Source organism: Vibrio sp. TAP-3B (genome assembly GCF_057784735.1).
Map to the genome: position 1 here is coordinate 1,130,504 of NZ_CM173495.1, position 15,246 is coordinate 1,145,749.

Sequence of the window (15,246 nt, forward strand, 5' to 3'; positions counted from 1 at the left end):
GACAACTTATTGATAGAATAGAAAAAGTGTCTCATGATTATACTCTGTGGTGTTTATTCCACCAACGATAAAAAGGACAGATAATGAAAAAGGTGTTGGTGCTAGGCGCATCTGGTTACATTGGTTCTCAACTTCTTCCGTTACTCCTGAACGAAGGTTACGCCGTCACGGCAGCAGCGCGACACATCGATTACTTAGAATCAAGAACTCGCCCTCACCCTAATCTAACGCTGACATATCTGGACTTGGCTGATGCTGAAGCGACCACATCCATAGTGAACGACTTTGATCTGGTGTTTTTTCTGGTTCACGGAATGGCGCAAGGACATGACTTTGTCGAATATGAGTTAAATCTCGCGGAAAACTTCAAGAACGCATTGGCGAAAAGCCGTATCCAGCATGTGATATACCTTAGTGCGATACAACCACAAACAGGCAATTCCGAGCATTTAGCCGCGCGAAAAGCGACAGGAAAAATCATCCGCCAAGCTGGAGTCCCCGTGACGGAGTTGCGCGCCGGCGTGATTATTGGCCCCGGCTCCGCGGCTTTCGAGATCATGCGCGACTTTGTGTACAATCTACCAATATTAATTGCGCCAAAATGGGTCGACTCCAAGGCGAACCCGATAGCTTTGCCAAACCTCAACCATTACTTGCTTGAATTAGCCAAAGCCACGCCGCCTCAAGAACATGAAACCTATGAGGTGGGTGGGCCTGATACGCTAAGCTACCGAGAGCAATTTCAAGTCATTTGCAAAATGACCAATAAGCCTTATCGTTTATGGTCCACACCATTGCTCACCCCGAAAATGGCATCTTACTGGCTCGTACTGGTGACATCGGTGCCCACCAACATTGGTAAAGCGTTACTTGCCGGTTTAGAGCACGATTACATTGCTGACTCTGAAGCGATTAAAACTCGGTTTCCTCAAGTTTTGATCAGCTACGAACAAGCAGTGTCAGACACCATTCAAGCAGAAGGAACCTTCGTTCGCAGCAACGTCTGGGGCTTTGAGCCAGCCGCTCTGCATCGTTGGCAGCCTGGATATGGTTATTATCCTAAACAAGCAGGGGCGAGCATCAAAACCCAAGCTTCTGCTGAGGCGTTATGGCAGGTCGCACAAAAGATAGGAAGTCGAGAAAAAGGCTATTACTTTGCCAACATTTTGTGGCGCACTCGTGAGTGGCTAGATATTTTCTTTGGTGGAGAAAAACCGATTCGTGTCGCCCCTTCCGGACCTGATCTCAAAGTTGGCGACTATATTGATTCATGGAAAGTAATTCGCTGTGAAGAAAACCAGTTTCTTTCTCTCTTCTTTGGAATGAAAGGCCCCGGGCTTGGTCGATTAGAAATTACGATTAAAGACCATGGGGATGAACGTGAATTCGACATCACAGCATGGTGGCATCCGCAGGGTTTTCTTGGCCTTCTCTACTGGTTTGCGATGATGCCTGCGCACTTGTTTATATTTAAAGGCATGGTTAAAACCATCGCCAAAGAGGCCGAACGTTTAGAACAAAAAAAGCCCCAATCATGAGTAGTGGGGCTTCATCCAAATAACGTTAAAGTGGGTGAAGTGACTAGTCAACCTTGAAAGACAAAGGAATCTCAGCTAATTGGTTGCCTTCATTTGCAGGGAAGATCAGATATTCACCGTGGTATTTCACCTTAGATTTGTAATCCGTCACTTTATGCACCATAAAGCCCGCTTGCGATGCTTTTTCTACGAATTCTGCATGGTTGCCACGCACAAACCAACTCATTGGTTTCACGAGCAACTCGCCATCAAAACAGTTATCACACTGGTCAGCACATAGCGCTAAAGAGTTTTGACCAGCAGTAAAAAGCTGTACTTTGCCACAACCAACAAGCTGTTCTGACGTCGATACTTCCCAACCTGCTTGTTCCATCAAATCCAGAAATGTTTCGACATCTTGGTCTTTAATTGCTTTTGGAGCTTCACCTTCAGGAAAGAACTGCGCGTAATAAGCTGAGATGCGTTTAAAAAGAAACAGCAAACCTGCCTCATTCCCTTTCGATCGCCCCGCCTTTTGCCAACGCGTGAGGTCATCCCCCACCGCTCGACCAAAACTTTGATTCTTGAGGGCCTTAGTAACCCAGCGTACCAAATAGTGATTATTTGCTACAGGCGCATTGGCTAATTTACCTGAGCGATGTTCTTGGTCTAACTCACCTAATGCAGTGTTAACCAAGTTTTGAATTTCTTGGGGGTAATTCGACATTACGCCTTTCTTCCTAAAGTCCAATAAAACAGTGCCGATAGCACTGAACAAACAAACATAACGACAATCATCGGCCATGCCACGCCGCTAGGTAGCGAAGCGACTAATACACCAATCAATGAACCAGTACCAAATCTAAGCGTCCCCGCCAGTGATGATGCAGTGCCTGCCATCGCAGGGTAACCACTAAGTAACAAGGCCATAGAATTACTACCAATGGTAGACAAAGTACCGATGAACAGTACGACAAATGGTACGGTTCCCCATAGGCCAAGGTCCATTAACCAGCCCACAAACAGTCCGACCCCAGCTAAAAGCTGTATAAACAGTCCAAAACGAAGCATGGCATGGGAGCCAACTTTTCTCACCAAACGACCGTTAATGCTGGTCATGATGATCATCGCAACAATATTCAATCCAAATAAGTAACCAAAATGATCTGGTCGAACACCATATAAATCAATGTAAACAAACGAACCCGCCGTTAAAAAAGCAAACATGCCAGAGAAAGAGAACGCACCAGACAAGATCAGCCCCATCGCTTCCGAGCTAGAACATAAACGTGCATAGTTTCTTAATGTCGTACGAAAACGAAGTGGTTGTCGGTTCTCTGGCTTCAACGTTTCTGGAATTTTCCAAAACACCAGCAGAATGACAACCACCGCAAAAATAGCAAGAACCCAGAAGATCGAACGCCACCCAAACCAAATCGCTAAATGGCCACCTATCATGGGTGCAACCAAAGGCGCCATCGTAATCACCAGTGTCACAAAAGACATCGCGCGCGCAAAGTCCTCGCGATCAAACATGTCACGAACCACAGCTTGGATAATGACCGCCGCTGCCGCACCTGCAAAGCCTTGGGCGGTGCGCACATACGTAAGTGCGTCGATACCGTTTGTTGTCGCGCTGACAACCGCCGCTAAACCAAAGAAAAACACACCTAGAATGAGTACAGGCCGACGACCAAAGCTATCGGCTAGCGGTCCATGTATAAGCTGGCCAATAGCAAAGCCTGCTGTATAGGCCGTCAACGTAATCTGTACGGCACCAGGTGTCACTCCTAAATCTTTCGCAATCGTTGGCATCGCAGGTAGATACATGTCAATGGCAAGCGGAGTTAAAGCACCAATCGCTCCCAATACAAGAAACAATAAAAAACCGATTTGAGATTGGGGAGCAGTTTGAGCTTTTTCTGTCATTCTTTTACCTCTTGTTATAGTCCTGACACCGCACCTTTCAGTACAGTGAAAATGACTGATGTTTCTCACACCGTTAAATATGGAACCAAAGGCTTTAGTTTTATCAACGCTCGAGAGTCACAAGGACGAGTGTGTACCAAGTTGGCCTTGACGGATTCGACATAGAAAAGCGTATGGTAGCAATGCATGTTCATCCGGAAACAAACGTATTGAAACTAAAAATGATGGATTCTCTGACCCACCATTTCATTCTTTACGGACGGATACTTTTGCAAGACAAGTGCGTGCTCCAGCCAAAACACACTGGAATATCACCGAGATTAAGCAAGCAAAGCGACATTGTCTAGACAATAAACATTTAGTAGGAAACCTTATTTTGAGTCCTTTCCCACCAAAAGACGAGTTCCTACTGAGAACTCAGGAATTTCCATGGCGATGATTAATTCCAGATAGAATCAATTTCTTCTTGAGTAAGATAGCGATAATCACCGGGTTCTAAAGCCTCGTCCAGATCAATCTTACCGATACGCTCACGATGCAAGTACTCTACTTTATTGCCTAAAGCCGCGAACATACGCTTAACTTGATGGTACTTCCCTTCTACGATGGTCAGTAACACTTCATTCTCCGCCTCGTTTACGATGTCTAAACGAGCTGGCAGGGTCAATTCCGATTCATTACGAAGCATGATGCCTTGAGTAAACTTTTCAACGTAATCAGGTTGAATGGCATCAGCCAGCCAAACACGATACGTTTTCTCACATTTACGTTTTGGCGAAGTAATACGGTGGGACCACTTACCATCATCAGTGATCAACACTAAGCCTGTCGTATCAGCATCTAAACGACCTGCAAAGTGCAAATTTTCGACCTTAGGCTCGTCAAGCAAGACAAATGCCGTTTGGTTGTAGCTATCTTCATGTGAACAAACGAAATCAGCTGGCTTATACAACATGATGTAACGCGGACCTGGGGCACCAACAACACGGTCTTCCCATATGACTTCAGCCCCTTCAGGTACTTTGAACGCACCACTTTTTTGAACATTCCCATCGACGGTGATATCGCCACTTTTGATGATCTTTGTTGCCTGTTTGCGAGTCGCACCCAGAGCATCACACAAATATTTATCTAAACGCATGAATACCTCATTGAATTATACCCAAGTGACCTCTCATTCTCGCCGTAAAAACTCAGTCATCAGTGTGAATCTTACCAACAAAGGTCACTTGGGTATAAAAGTCAGGTATTATAACGTTCCTCGTTCGAATAGTTGAGCAATTTCACATATTTTCATGTACACACTTCGCCCTTATCAAGCCGACTCTGTCAAAGCAGTCATTCATTACTTTCGTAAACACTCCTCTCCTGCAGTCATCGTACTGCCAACAGGCGCAGGTAAAAGTTTGGTTATTGCAGAACTTGCTCGCCTCGCCAAAGGACGGGTTTTAGTCTTAGCTCACGTTAAAGAGTTGGTCGAACAAAACCACGCAAAGTACGAAGGTTATGGATTGAAAGGCGCGATTTTCTCGGCAGGCTTGGGAAGAAAAGAAATCGATCAACAAGTGGTATTCGCCTCTGTCCAGTCAGTCGTGCGTAACTTAGATTCATTTAAAAACCAGTTTTCCCTATTAGTGATTGATGAGTGCCACCGCGTACCAGATGATAAGACCAGCAGCTATCAAAAAGTCATTACCCATTTACGGGAAGTAAACCCAGGCATTAAAGTCCTCGGCCTCACCGCAACGCCATATCGCTTAGGGATAGGCTGGATTTACCAGTACCACACTCGGGGGCAAGTTCGTACAGAAGAAGCTCGCTTTTTCCGAGACTGTATTTTCGAGCTGCCGATTCGTTACCTGTTAGATGAAAAGTTTTTAACCCCCGCGCGAATGATGGATGCCCCAGTCTTATCTTATGACTTCTCACAATTAAAACCTGCCAATACTGGGCGATATAAAGAAGCAGAGATGGACATGATAATCGACAAAGCCAAGCGAGCCACTCCGCAAATTGTTGAGCAAATCATGCAATACGCGAAAGAGCGTCAAGGCGTCATGATCTTCGCCGCTACGGTTCGACACGCACAAGAGATCCATAGTTTATTGCCAGAAAGCGACACTGAAATCGTAATTGGAGATACACCGACACCAGAACGTGATGCGATCATCCAGTCGTTCAAGCATCGAAAAATTAAATATCTGGTCAATGTTTCTGTCTTAACCACCGGCTTTGATGCTCCACATGTCGATTTAATCGCCATTTTGCGCCCAACGGAATCGGTAAGCTTGTATCAGCAAATCGTTGGGCGAGGGTTACGTCTATCTGATGGTAAAACTGAATGTTTAGTGCTGGACTACGCGGGCAATAGTTATGACTTGTATCAGCCTGAAGTGGGTGATCCGAAACCAGACTCAGACAGTGAAATCATCACCATCCCCTGTCCCGCTTGCGGATTCAATAACAATTTCTGGGGAAAACTGGACAGTAATGGTTTTCTGGTTGAGCATTTCGGTCGCCGTTGCCAAGGTTACTTTGAAGATAAAGAAACGGGCGAAAGAGAGCATTGTGGGTATCGTTTCAGAGCAAAATATTGCGGCGAATGTGGTGCAGATAATGATATTGCGGCGCGTATTTGCCATGAATGCGATACCACTCTTGTTGACCCCGACAAAAAGTTGAAAGAAGCTCTCAATTTAAAAGATGCGTTAATCTTCGAGTGCACGGAGATGGACTTGTCAGTATTTAAATCCAATGAGGGTAAATCTCAGCTAAAAGTCACCTATTCTGGTGAGCCTTACCAAGGTGAAGGAAATGCCTTAGTGCATGAGTTTTGGTCTTTAAATACAAAAAAACAGAAGCAAACCTTCAAAGATCAGTTCGTCCGCCCTCACTTGGCCGATAAACATCGCCCATTTGAAGAAGCATCACCAACCCGTGTTGTTGCAAACCAGCATCGCTTCCGTTTACCGCAATTTGTCATCGCTCGAAAATCTGGGCGTTTTTGGAAGCTACGTGACAAAATTTTCGCAGATGAGCTCAAGTAGTATCCACTCGTTTTAGCTGGGCACGCGCAACCCGGCGTAAATGAACTAACCGACAGTTAAACAATGGTTCAGTTTCGGTTCATATACCGCTCGATATAATTTTGCCAACACTTCAAAAGAGGTTTGACCATGTATAAACCAACGACTTCACATTATTTCGCCTTACTTTTCGGCTTGGTTACGATGCTACTTTGCGCAGCAAGCCTAGCCAAACATGTAGACACTTATGCGCAGAAAAATGGTCATGCAATCGTGCGAGATGTTGAAAAACCAGGCACTCGAATCGAATTTGATGAAGACCAAGACGAGGTCTATCGTGCGGTACAAAAAGGTTATATTCGCCCATTTTCAGAGCTCTATGCTGCCGTCGAAAACGATCTATATGGTCGAATTATAAAAGTAGAGCTCGAAGAGGAACACGATGAGTGGGTCTACGAGTTGAAAATTCTCTATAACAATAGCGTGCTGAAAGTGGAGTACGACGCTGCAACACTGGAGATGCTCGAAATCAAAGGTCGCAGCTTTAACAAAGCGTTAAAACCACAAAACAACTAAAATAACCTCAGGCTCAATCTTTCCATACTTTGGCCCAACGCTCACACATAATAAGAGTCGCTACTATGAAAATACTTGTTGTTGAAGATGACCCTCGTTTAGGCGAGCAGATCATAGAAACCTTAGAAAATACCGGCTGGGTGCCAGAATTATCTCTAGATGGCATTGATGCATTGTATCGAGCCACATCAGAAGAATGGGACGTCATTGTGCTCGACCTAGGCCTACCAAAATTGGATGGCTTAACGGTGCTAAAAGGCATCCGAGATGAAAACATCAATACGCCAGTGGTGATCCTTAGTGCCCGCGACACCTTAACTCAAAGAGTTGAAGGTCTAAATGCGGGAGCGGATGATTACTTAACAAAGCCCTTTGAAATGGTGGAACTTATTGCTCGCATTCGCGCGCAGTTACGCAGAGCATCTGGTAACGCATCACCAGTAATGCAAATTGGCGACTTAAGTTTGGATACGCGTACGTCAAAAGTAATGTGGCAAGGGCAAGCAGTGAGTTTAACCGCTTTGGAATATAAAGTGGTTGCCTACTTCATGCACAACCCTGAGAAAGTGATTTCACGAACCGAGTTAGTCGAACATATTTATAAGCAAGACTTCGATCGTGACTCCAACACCATCGAAGTGTTCATAGGCCGTATCCGCAAAAAAATAGCACCACAGATCATCAAAACCGTCCGAGGGTTGGGATACCAATTAAATGCCGAATAAAAGCAGGCTACCACTTAACGTATTAAAACGACTCAGTATTAAGAGTCGCTTAGTCTTAGCGGCGGTCGTCTGGTTAACAGCCATGATCCTCGCTGCTGGCGTCACTATACCGACTCAGGTGTATAACTACATGGTCGACGATACTCGTTCGCAACTGAGCATCTTTATGGATGAAATTGCCGCTCAGCTAGAGGTCAATAGTACTGGTCGTCTCGATCTTGCTGCACAACTTTCAGACCCTCGCTTTAGTCGCCCATACAGTGGCTTATATTGGAGCGCGTCTACCGAAACCAGCCTCGAACGCTCTCGCTCTTTGTGGGATAAAAGAATCGAATACAAAGGCATGGATAAAAGTGCACACGGCGCAAGAGGTGAAAGGCTCATCACCATCGAAAAAACCTTGTATCTTACTGATTATGAAGGCCCTATTCATATCATCATTGGCATCGATGAAGAACCTATTAAAAACACATTGCAAACTCTGGTCGGACAACTGTGGCTTATTCTGGGTCTATTGTTCGCTGGTGTGCTTACCGTCATTCTGCTGCAAATCGCTTGGTCGTTAAGCCCATTAACCAAGTTACAAAAAGAATTGGCAGAACTAAAGTCTGGAAATAAAAAGAGCTTAGAAGAGACATATCCAAAAGAGATCTCGCCTCTTATCGTTGACCTCAATGCCCTACTTTTTCATTATCAAGAACTGTTAGAGCGCGCTCGAAACCACGCTGGCAACCTATCCCATGCACTGAAAACGCCACTTTCAGTACTGAAAAATGAAGTACAAGCATTAGAAACCGAAGATCAATCTCGCCTTCATGACCCAATCAATCAAATACAAGATCATATCGACTATCACTTGGGCCGAGCCAGAATGGCAGGTTCAATGAATATACTGTCCGTCAAAGCCAACCCAGCAGAGCGGGTTGATGCTATTTCAAAGGCATTCGACAAAGTGTATGCCCAACGTGGTATCACGTTAATCAACGAGCTAGATTCTGAGCTGAACGTAGCAGTAGAAAAAACCGACCTCGATGAAATGATCGGTAATCTGCTAGAAAACGGTTATAAATGGGCAACCAGTATGATTCGAGTTCACTCGACGCAAGACAATAATAATATTTACATTATTATTGAAGACGACGGCTTTGGCATCCCTAAAGAAAAGCTGACCCAAGTAACTCAAAGAGGGGTTCGGTTGGATGAAACAACGCCCGGCTCTGGACTTGGATTAAATATTGTCAGCGAAATGGCGCACAGCTATCGAGGCCAATTGATGCTCGAAGAAAGTCAGTTGGGCGGTTTGAAAGCCTCTTTAGTCTTACAAAGAAGTCGAACTTAACCTGTTAAGTCGACAATACCCATTCGTGTTAAGCACAGAGCAAACTGATGAAAATAGACGCAAAGTGCGCAGCTTTCATCCTAAGCAAACAAACCATAGCCTTTTGAGTAACAAATTCCTGTCTTTCTGTTGATTTAGGCGTTGTTTGAGTTGCCCAAATCAAACCAGAATGATAGTATCCGCGCTCGCTTGAACAGTTCCTGTTTAAAGCCTTACCACAAACGACAAGGTCGCATTGTTGATTGTGAAAATTCTATTTTACTAATTTGAGAGTAAATACTATGAAATTCGAAGCAGTAGTACGTACTGAACTAGGTAAAGGTGCGAGCCGCCGCCTACGCCACGCTGGCAAATTCCCTGCAGTTGTATACGGCGGTGAAGAAGCAGCAGTAGCTATCGTTCTTAACCACGACGACGTTGTTAACCAAATGGACAAACCTGAATTCTACGAAGGTCTTGTTCTCGTTATCGATGGCAAAGAAGTTAAAGTTAAGCCACAAGACGTTCAACGTCACGCGTTCAAGCCAAAAGTTGAACACATGGACTTTATCCGTATCTAATTCCCTACCAAGGAATTACTCAGATTAAATCCAAACCTTTTGCATAACAGATTATCGGCTTTACCAACCGAAATATCTAAAAAAATTCAAAACCCCGGAGATTTACCACCTCCGGGGTTTTACTATTTATAGCGTTCGAGAAACACTCATAGAATTTCCTTTTCAATCGAACAGCTCAAATTGTTGAATATTTTCCACTAACATTATGTGTTCGATACAAAAAGAATACATAACGCAAATATAAAAGCGCCATACCTTATTCAGGAACCTTTCCTAGTAATCGTAACCATACAAATTCATCGTACAATTTGTCGCTTACCTTGCGTTGACTTTTCTATTAATAATCGATTTTCATGAAAAGTCTGCCTGCTTATCCCGTCCCCTCACCTTCCACTTTAGAGATAATCTAAATTTTAACTATTTGTTTCATTGAGAATACAAATGCATGAAATTGGCAAAGTAGTACCCAAATAATGCTGAATTCCTTATTAAAATGCGCATTGATGCACACAAATCAAGCTCATTCAATTAACCGCTTCACAAAAAACACCCTAAATATTATGGAATTGATCCTAAAAACCATTTCTGTTTGTTTGTCGATATAGTTTGCAGGCTTATTAATTCGTTTCTCCGATAGAAGTATAAACAAGAGATGGATCACTAAAGTTTCACATTAATTGCGTATATTTCACGCCGTAACAATAACAAAATCACATAGAAAGGATCCCTTATGAAGTTTTACAAATCTCTCTTGGTACTTTCAGTCGGCGCTGCGCTAGCAGGATGCGGCTCAGATAGCGACAACTCATCAGTAACTTGTGAGACCGCAGATTCATGTACAAAATTTACAGTTCTTCATACTAATGATAACCATGGTCGTTTTTGGCATAACGATGATGGTGAATATGGCATGGCTGCGCGTCACACTTTAATCGAATCTATCCGCGCAGAAGTCGAAGCAAACGGTGGGGAAACGATCCTCCTATCTGGTGGTGACATTAATACCGGCGTACCTGAGTCAGATATGCAAAATGCAGTGCCGGACTTCGTAGGGATGAACCTTCTTGGCTATGACGCAATGGCAGTGGGTAATCACGAGTTTGACAACGCTTTAGACACCTTAGATATGCAAGCAGAACTCGCCGATTTCCCTATGCTTGCAGCGAATATCTACAAAAAAGATACTGCAGGCAACATTACTGAAGAACGGTACTTTGACCCATACAAAGTGATAGTCCTCAACGGCCTTAAGGTTGCAGTCGTTGGCTTAACAACCGAAGCGACAGAAAAACTGGTGAACCCAGACAACGTCGCAAGCATTCACTTTGCTGATCCTAGAACCGAAATCAAAAAAGTTCTGAAAGAAATTGAAGTGAACGAAAACGTTGACCTTGTGTTTGCCACGACTCACATGGGTCATTACCAAGACGGCAACAACGGTAGCGAAGCACCAGGAGACGTTAAGCTAGCCCGCTCTCTTGAAGAAGGCCAGTTAGATGCAATTATCGGTGGCCACTCTCAAAACCCTGTTTGTATGGAGCCTAATACAAATGAGTATGCCGATTTTAAACCTGGAGACGACTGCGCGCCAGATCAACAAAAAGGCACTTACATCATGCAAGCGCATGAATGGGGTAAATATGTGGGCCGTGCTGACTTCGAATACTACGGCGGTGAACTTCACTTGGCGAACTACGCACTGATTCCTGTAAACCTTCTCGACGACAACGATGAAGTTATCGGTGAGCACATTCGACAAGATGCAACAGTCAAAGCTTTGCTATTGCCTTACCAACAACAAGGTCAAGAGTTGTTAGATGAGAAGATATCTAAAACAACCGGAAAATTAGAAGGTGACCGTAACGTAGTTCGTTCTCAACAAACTAACCTAGGTCACTTATTAGGTGAAGCATACCGTACTTATGAGACGGTGAAGGCTGACTTTGGTGTAATGAACTCTGGCGGTGTGCGTGATTCAATTAAAGATGGCGACATCACTTACCGTGACGTACTGACAGTGCAACCATTCGGTAACTTCGTGACGAAAGCAACCATGACTGGTCAAGAAGTAAAAGACTACCTTGATGTCGTAGCAACGAAATCTGCAGGCTCTGGTGCTTACGCTCAACTAGATAACATCACTCTGGATGTAGATTGTGATGCTGGCTCAGTGTCCATCACCGACATCAACGGTAAAGGCTTTGCTCTGGACGCAACTTACACGTTTTCTGTTATCAGCTTCAGCGCTGCTGGTGGCGATGATTACCCTATCATTGATGTTCAATCTACACAGCTAACGGATGCATACGTTTTGCGTGAGTTCTTCGTAAATAACCCGCAAATTTCTGCGGCACACTACGACAAAAACTTAGACAACATCAAGTACTTCAGTAATAGCCAAGCAGTGAAAGGTTGCCCTGCAACTAAAAGCTAAAAGCTAAAAGCTAAAAGCTAAAAGCTAAAAGCACCTTATACTCTGACGGAATAACTCTGAGGAATGGTTCCGTCAGAGCTCCCTCTAAAAACCGAAGCTTGGTGCTTCGGTTTTTTATTTCTAGTAAATTGCTGAAATTATTAAGCTTCAAAAAGTGTTCAAAAATTATCCTTTTGTGTTGTTGACGCTCACCTGTTGAGCTTCTATGTTTGAAAGTGTCTTTCGAAAACACAGATTCATTAACTGACTTTAAACCATGAGATTTCATGGTACAGAGGATGATTCTAAGAAAGATATTAATGGCGTTACAAACACTGCTCTCAAACAATTTATCTTTTACCCAGAACGAAGGTGATTCGCCTCTACGCGTACACCAATGAGCAGCGATATAGACGCCAATATATTCAAACTGCTGCCATCGAGTTCTGGAGGTCAAAAATGAAACGAGCCAGCAATAGCTACAGACTGCAAATGATCAAAGAAGTGGTTACCCGTAGAGAACGTGAAGCCTGTACCGATCCCATGGCGAAATACATTCACCAACTGATGGATGAGCGTCCGACAAGTAAACTGAATGTTGAATTCAATCACCGGTTTTCAGGAAGCCACTTCGATGAACATGCTGGGGGATGGGTGAGTGATGATTGGTCAATGAAGTAAATCCCATAAACTATGGTTAAGCGCACAAAATCAAGTAATAATAAATAGACATCACCTTCCCGGCCATAAGAAACCAAGGGCTGGGGTGAAGAATGGCGAATCTGTTATTAAAAGAGAGTTTGCTGTGGTGATACGTCTTCCTGAGGCTCTCCTGACTTCGCCTTCCCTACCAAAACCTTTCTCTTGTAGCGCTGACGACATAACTTAATGACGTGCAATTGCTGCGCAGGCGTATAGTTGAGCCAATTAAATCGCTCTTCTCTTTTACGCATACACCCTTTGCAATACCCCTTTTCATCTACACTGCATATGCCGACACAAGGGTTAGGGACAGTAAAAAACTCCAATTGCTCCATACTAATACCGTGCTTTCATCGCGACTCGCAGAAAATCAATATTGGCTAAATCGATGGCAGAGTCTAATATACACTCTACCCTGATGCATACGAAACTATAACCGTATTCTGACAAAAACAGTGTTTTATTACCTATACTTATTACGTTTTTTAAAACGGAGTCTATAAAATGAAGCTTAGCCTAAAAACGTTCGTTACAGCAATCTCTCTCCCTATTCTCATAACTGCATGTACTAGCAACGGTGATGGTAATGATGTGAAAGAAATTACAGCTCAAGACTTAAAGCACCACAACTGGGAACTGGTTCAAATTGATGGCAAAAACATCGATCTTAAAGAGCGTCAAAAAACACCACGTTTAGAGATCGGTGAAAATCTAACCGCAAATGGCCATGCCGGTTGTAACGACTTCTTCGGTCAGGCAGAACTAAAAAACAATCAACTGCGTATCGAAAAAATGGGCATGACCATGATGATGTGCATGGATAACCAGATGGAAATTGAAAAAGCGATGTCAGAAACATTATCTAAGTGGAGTGACATCACGCTAACAAATGACGCTCTAGTGCTAAAAAACGCAGACCACGAGCTCACCTTCACATTGCGTGATTGGGTAAACTAGACCTGTACTCCGAGCACTCACTCTAAAAAGCAGCCATCACGATAGGCTGCTTTTCTATTTTAACAAGCAACAAACGCCTCCCCCCTCCTATCTAAAACTATCGGGCTTGAAAGAAATGGTTTAGCCTTCCGGTCCAATTCTACTTAAAATAAAGATCTAAACGACTTCAAACTCACGTTTGCTCCACTTCGCTTCACATTGATAATAATTGTTTGAATTAGTGAGTGATTAGGTTTGTAATTAACGTTGATAATAGAGTGAGATGAATTACTATCTTTTGAAGGAACGGAGTTTAGCTCCCTTTGGACATCAAAAACTCCTCGAACAAAAACAAAGAATCACAACACGGATTTGATATGAAAAAGCTATTTAGCACCATTGGTATGGTAGCCGCGACTTTCGCCACTTCTTCCTTTGCCGACAACTGGCAGAAAATCGAACAACAAGCGGAAGGCCAAAGTGTTTATTTTCATGCTTGGGGCGGTAGCCAAGAAATCAACCGCTATATCCAATGGGCAGGTAAAGAGCTTAAATCCCGCTACAACGTGACTCTGAATCACGTTAAAGTTACCGATATTTCTGAAACCACAACGCGTTTAATTGCGGAAAAAGCCGCAGGTAAAAATAGTGGTGGTAGCGTGGACATGGTTTGGGTTAATGGTGAAAACTTCAAATCTATGAAAGACAACCAACTGCTGTTTGGCCCCTTCGTTGGCGATTTGCCAAACTGGCAATACGTTGATAAAACCTTGCCCGTGGATGTGGATTTTTCAGAACCAACAGAAGGTTTAGAAGCACCATGGGGTGTCGGCCAATTAGTGTTTATTCATGATGAAGAAACACTGAAAAACCCACCGAGTTCTTTTTCAGAAATGTTGAACTATGCGAAAACATTTCCCAACCGTCTCACTTACCCTCGCCCGCCAGAATTTCACGGCACCAGCTTTATTAAAGCGCTATTAATTGAGTTGACCAGCAATGACCCTAAGCTGCAACAACCAGTGACGGACGAAGCATTTAAGCGAGTAACTCAACCGCTTTGGTCATACTTAAATGAATTTCATCGTGTTGCGTGGCGTGGTGGTCAACAGTTCCCGGGCGGCACAGCAGAAACTATCCAATTACTAGATGATGGACAAATAGATCTCGCCATTACCTTCAACCCAAATGCAGTATTTTCAGCGCAAACCAGTGGTACTTTAGCCAAAAGCACAAAAGCTTATGCGATGGATGCAGGCGCGCTTTCCAATATCCATTTTCTCGCCATTCCTTGGAATACAAATGCCAGTGCAGGCGCCCAAGTTGCAATAAACTTTTTATTAAGCCCTGAGGCGCAGTCTCGTAAAGGCGATATCAACATCTGGGGTGATCCTTCGGTACTAAGCCAACAGTACTTAAAAGGAACGGCAAAGAGCACACAACAATTCAAATCGATCGCTGAGCCGCACCCAAGCTGGCAAGTCGCGTTAGAAAAAGAATGGCTGAAACGTTACGGAAACTAA

Annotated in this window: 14 protein-coding genes; 10 read left to right on the forward strand and 4 right to left on the reverse strand. The window is 43.8% G+C overall.

Features of this window, described 5'->3' with window-relative positions:
- The first annotated feature begins 83 nt into the window (after positions 1-83).
- A complete protein-coding gene (locus tag AC3D28_RS05275; RefSeq protein ID WP_488535781.1) occupies positions 84-1,538 on the forward strand; it encodes a DUF2867 domain-containing protein in 1,455 nt (484 codons plus the stop codon).
- A gap of 43 nt (positions 1,539-1,581) precedes the next feature.
- On the opposite strand, the gene AC3D28_RS05280 is transcribed toward AC3D28_RS05275, so the two are convergent.
- The 3 genes from AC3D28_RS05280 to rsuA all read right to left on the reverse strand — a co-directional run bounded on the left by AC3D28_RS05280 (position 1,582) and on the right by rsuA (position 4,587).
- Positions 1,582-2,244, reverse strand: coding sequence for a DUF2913 family protein (locus tag AC3D28_RS05280; protein ID WP_488535782.1), 663 nt, complete (start codon positions 2,242-2,244; stop codon positions 1,582-1,584).
- On the reverse strand, positions 2,244-3,446 hold the full coding sequence (locus tag AC3D28_RS05285; RefSeq protein ID WP_488535783.1) for a Bcr/CflA family multidrug efflux MFS transporter: 1,203 nt from the start codon (positions 3,444-3,446) through the stop codon (positions 2,244-2,246). The genes AC3D28_RS05280 and AC3D28_RS05285 overlap by 1 nt, the downstream gene beginning before the upstream one ends.
- Before the next feature lie 439 nt (positions 3,447-3,885).
- Positions 3,886-4,587 (reverse strand): 16S rRNA pseudouridine(516) synthase RsuA, encoded by a 702-nt coding sequence (rsuA, locus tag AC3D28_RS05290; protein WP_488535784.1) that lies wholly within the window; start codon positions 4,585-4,587, stop codon positions 3,886-3,888.
- A gap of 154 nt (positions 4,588-4,741) precedes the next feature.
- Here rsuA and radD point away from each other — a divergent pair, with 154 nt between their 5' ends.
- The 7 genes from radD (at position 4,742) to AC3D28_RS05325 (ending at position 12,766) form a co-directional block, all read left to right on the forward strand.
- A complete protein-coding gene (gene radD, locus AC3D28_RS05295; protein WP_488535785.1) occupies positions 4,742-6,493 on the forward strand; it encodes a DNA repair helicase RadD in 1,752 nt (583 codons plus the stop codon).
- A 129-nt stretch (positions 6,494-6,622) separates the two neighbouring features.
- On the forward strand, positions 6,623-7,048 hold the full coding sequence (locus AC3D28_RS05300; RefSeq protein WP_098415398.1) for a PepSY domain-containing protein: 426 nt from the start codon (positions 6,623-6,625) through the stop codon (positions 7,046-7,048).
- A gap of 65 nt (positions 7,049-7,113) precedes the next feature.
- A complete protein-coding gene (locus AC3D28_RS05305; protein WP_098415397.1) occupies positions 7,114-7,773 on the forward strand; it encodes a response regulator transcription factor in 660 nt (219 codons plus the stop codon).
- A complete protein-coding gene (locus AC3D28_RS05310) occupies positions 7,763-9,112 on the forward strand; it encodes an ATP-binding protein (RefSeq protein ID WP_488535786.1) in 1,350 nt (449 codons plus the stop codon). Before AC3D28_RS05305 ends, AC3D28_RS05310 begins: the two co-directional genes overlap by 11 nt.
- Positions 9,113-9,393: 281 nt before the next feature.
- Positions 9,394-9,672 carry a 50S ribosomal protein L25 gene (gene rplY / locus AC3D28_RS05315; protein ID WP_098415395.1) on the forward strand — a complete coding sequence of 93 codons (279 nt, stop codon included), beginning with the start codon at positions 9,394-9,396 and terminating at the stop codon, positions 9,670-9,672.
- A 730-nt stretch (positions 9,673-10,402) separates the two neighbouring features.
- Positions 10,403-12,106, forward strand: a complete 1,704-nt coding sequence (gene ushA, locus AC3D28_RS05320) for a bifunctional UDP-sugar hydrolase/5'-nucleotidase UshA (protein ID WP_488535787.1) — start codon at positions 10,403-10,405, stop codon at positions 12,104-12,106.
- 438 nt (positions 12,107-12,544) lie between these two features.
- A complete protein-coding gene (locus tag AC3D28_RS05325) occupies positions 12,545-12,766 on the forward strand; it encodes a hypothetical protein (RefSeq protein ID WP_098415393.1) in 222 nt (73 codons plus the stop codon).
- A 107-nt stretch (positions 12,767-12,873) separates the two neighbouring features.
- Here the strand turns inward: AC3D28_RS05325 and AC3D28_RS05330 are convergent, their stop codons facing one another.
- A complete protein-coding gene (locus AC3D28_RS05330) occupies positions 12,874-13,122 on the reverse strand; it encodes a DUF1289 domain-containing protein (RefSeq protein ID WP_098415392.1) in 249 nt (82 codons plus the stop codon).
- Positions 13,123-13,291: 169 nt separating this feature from the next.
- Here AC3D28_RS05330 and AC3D28_RS05335 point away from each other — a divergent pair, with 169 nt between their 5' ends.
- On the forward strand, positions 13,292-13,744 hold the full coding sequence (locus AC3D28_RS05335; RefSeq protein ID WP_488535788.1) for an META domain-containing protein: 453 nt from the start codon (positions 13,292-13,294) through the stop codon (positions 13,742-13,744).
- A gap of 356 nt (positions 13,745-14,100) precedes the next feature.
- Entirely contained in the window at positions 14,101-15,246 is a 1,146-nt protein-coding gene (locus AC3D28_RS05340) for an ABC transporter substrate-binding protein (RefSeq protein WP_488535789.1), read from the forward strand.

What these genes read in the sequence shown, in the direction of transcription:
- AC3D28_RS05275 (WP_488535781.1), top strand. Translation starts at nt 84, where the DNA reads ATGAAAAAGGTGTTGGTGCTAGGCGCATCTGGTTACATTGGTTCTCAA.
- AC3D28_RS05280 (WP_488535782.1), bottom strand. Translation starts at nt 2,244, where the DNA reads ATGTCGAATTACCCCCAAGAAATTCAAAACTTGGTTAACACTGCATTA.
- AC3D28_RS05285 (WP_488535783.1), bottom strand. Translation starts at nt 3,446, where the DNA reads ATGACAGAAAAAGCTCAAACTGCTCCCCAATCTCAAATCGGTTTTTTA.
- rsuA (WP_488535784.1), bottom strand. Translation starts at nt 4,587, where the DNA reads ATGCGTTTAGATAAATATTTGTGTGATGCTCTGGGTGCGACTCGCAAA.
- radD (WP_488535785.1), top strand. Translation starts at nt 4,742, where the DNA reads ATGTACACACTTCGCCCTTATCAAGCCGACTCTGTCAAAGCAGTCATT.
- AC3D28_RS05300 (WP_098415398.1), top strand. Translation starts at nt 6,623, where the DNA reads ATGTATAAACCAACGACTTCACATTATTTCGCCTTACTTTTCGGCTTG.
- AC3D28_RS05305 (WP_098415397.1), top strand. Translation starts at nt 7,114, where the DNA reads ATGAAAATACTTGTTGTTGAAGATGACCCTCGTTTAGGCGAGCAGATC.
- AC3D28_RS05310 (WP_488535786.1), top strand. Translation starts at nt 7,763, where the DNA reads ATGCCGAATAAAAGCAGGCTACCACTTAACGTATTAAAACGACTCAGT.
- rplY (WP_098415395.1), top strand. Translation starts at nt 9,394, where the DNA reads ATGAAATTCGAAGCAGTAGTACGTACTGAACTAGGTAAAGGTGCGAGC.
- ushA (WP_488535787.1), top strand. Translation starts at nt 10,403, where the DNA reads ATGAAGTTTTACAAATCTCTCTTGGTACTTTCAGTCGGCGCTGCGCTA.
- AC3D28_RS05325 (WP_098415393.1), top strand. Translation starts at nt 12,545, where the DNA reads ATGAAACGAGCCAGCAATAGCTACAGACTGCAAATGATCAAAGAAGTG.
- AC3D28_RS05330 (WP_098415392.1), bottom strand. Translation starts at nt 13,122, where the DNA reads ATGGAGCAATTGGAGTTTTTTACTGTCCCTAACCCTTGTGTCGGCATA.
- AC3D28_RS05335 (WP_488535788.1), top strand. Translation starts at nt 13,292, where the DNA reads ATGAAGCTTAGCCTAAAAACGTTCGTTACAGCAATCTCTCTCCCTATT.
- AC3D28_RS05340 (WP_488535789.1), top strand. Translation starts at nt 14,101, where the DNA reads ATGAAAAAGCTATTTAGCACCATTGGTATGGTAGCCGCGACTTTCGCC.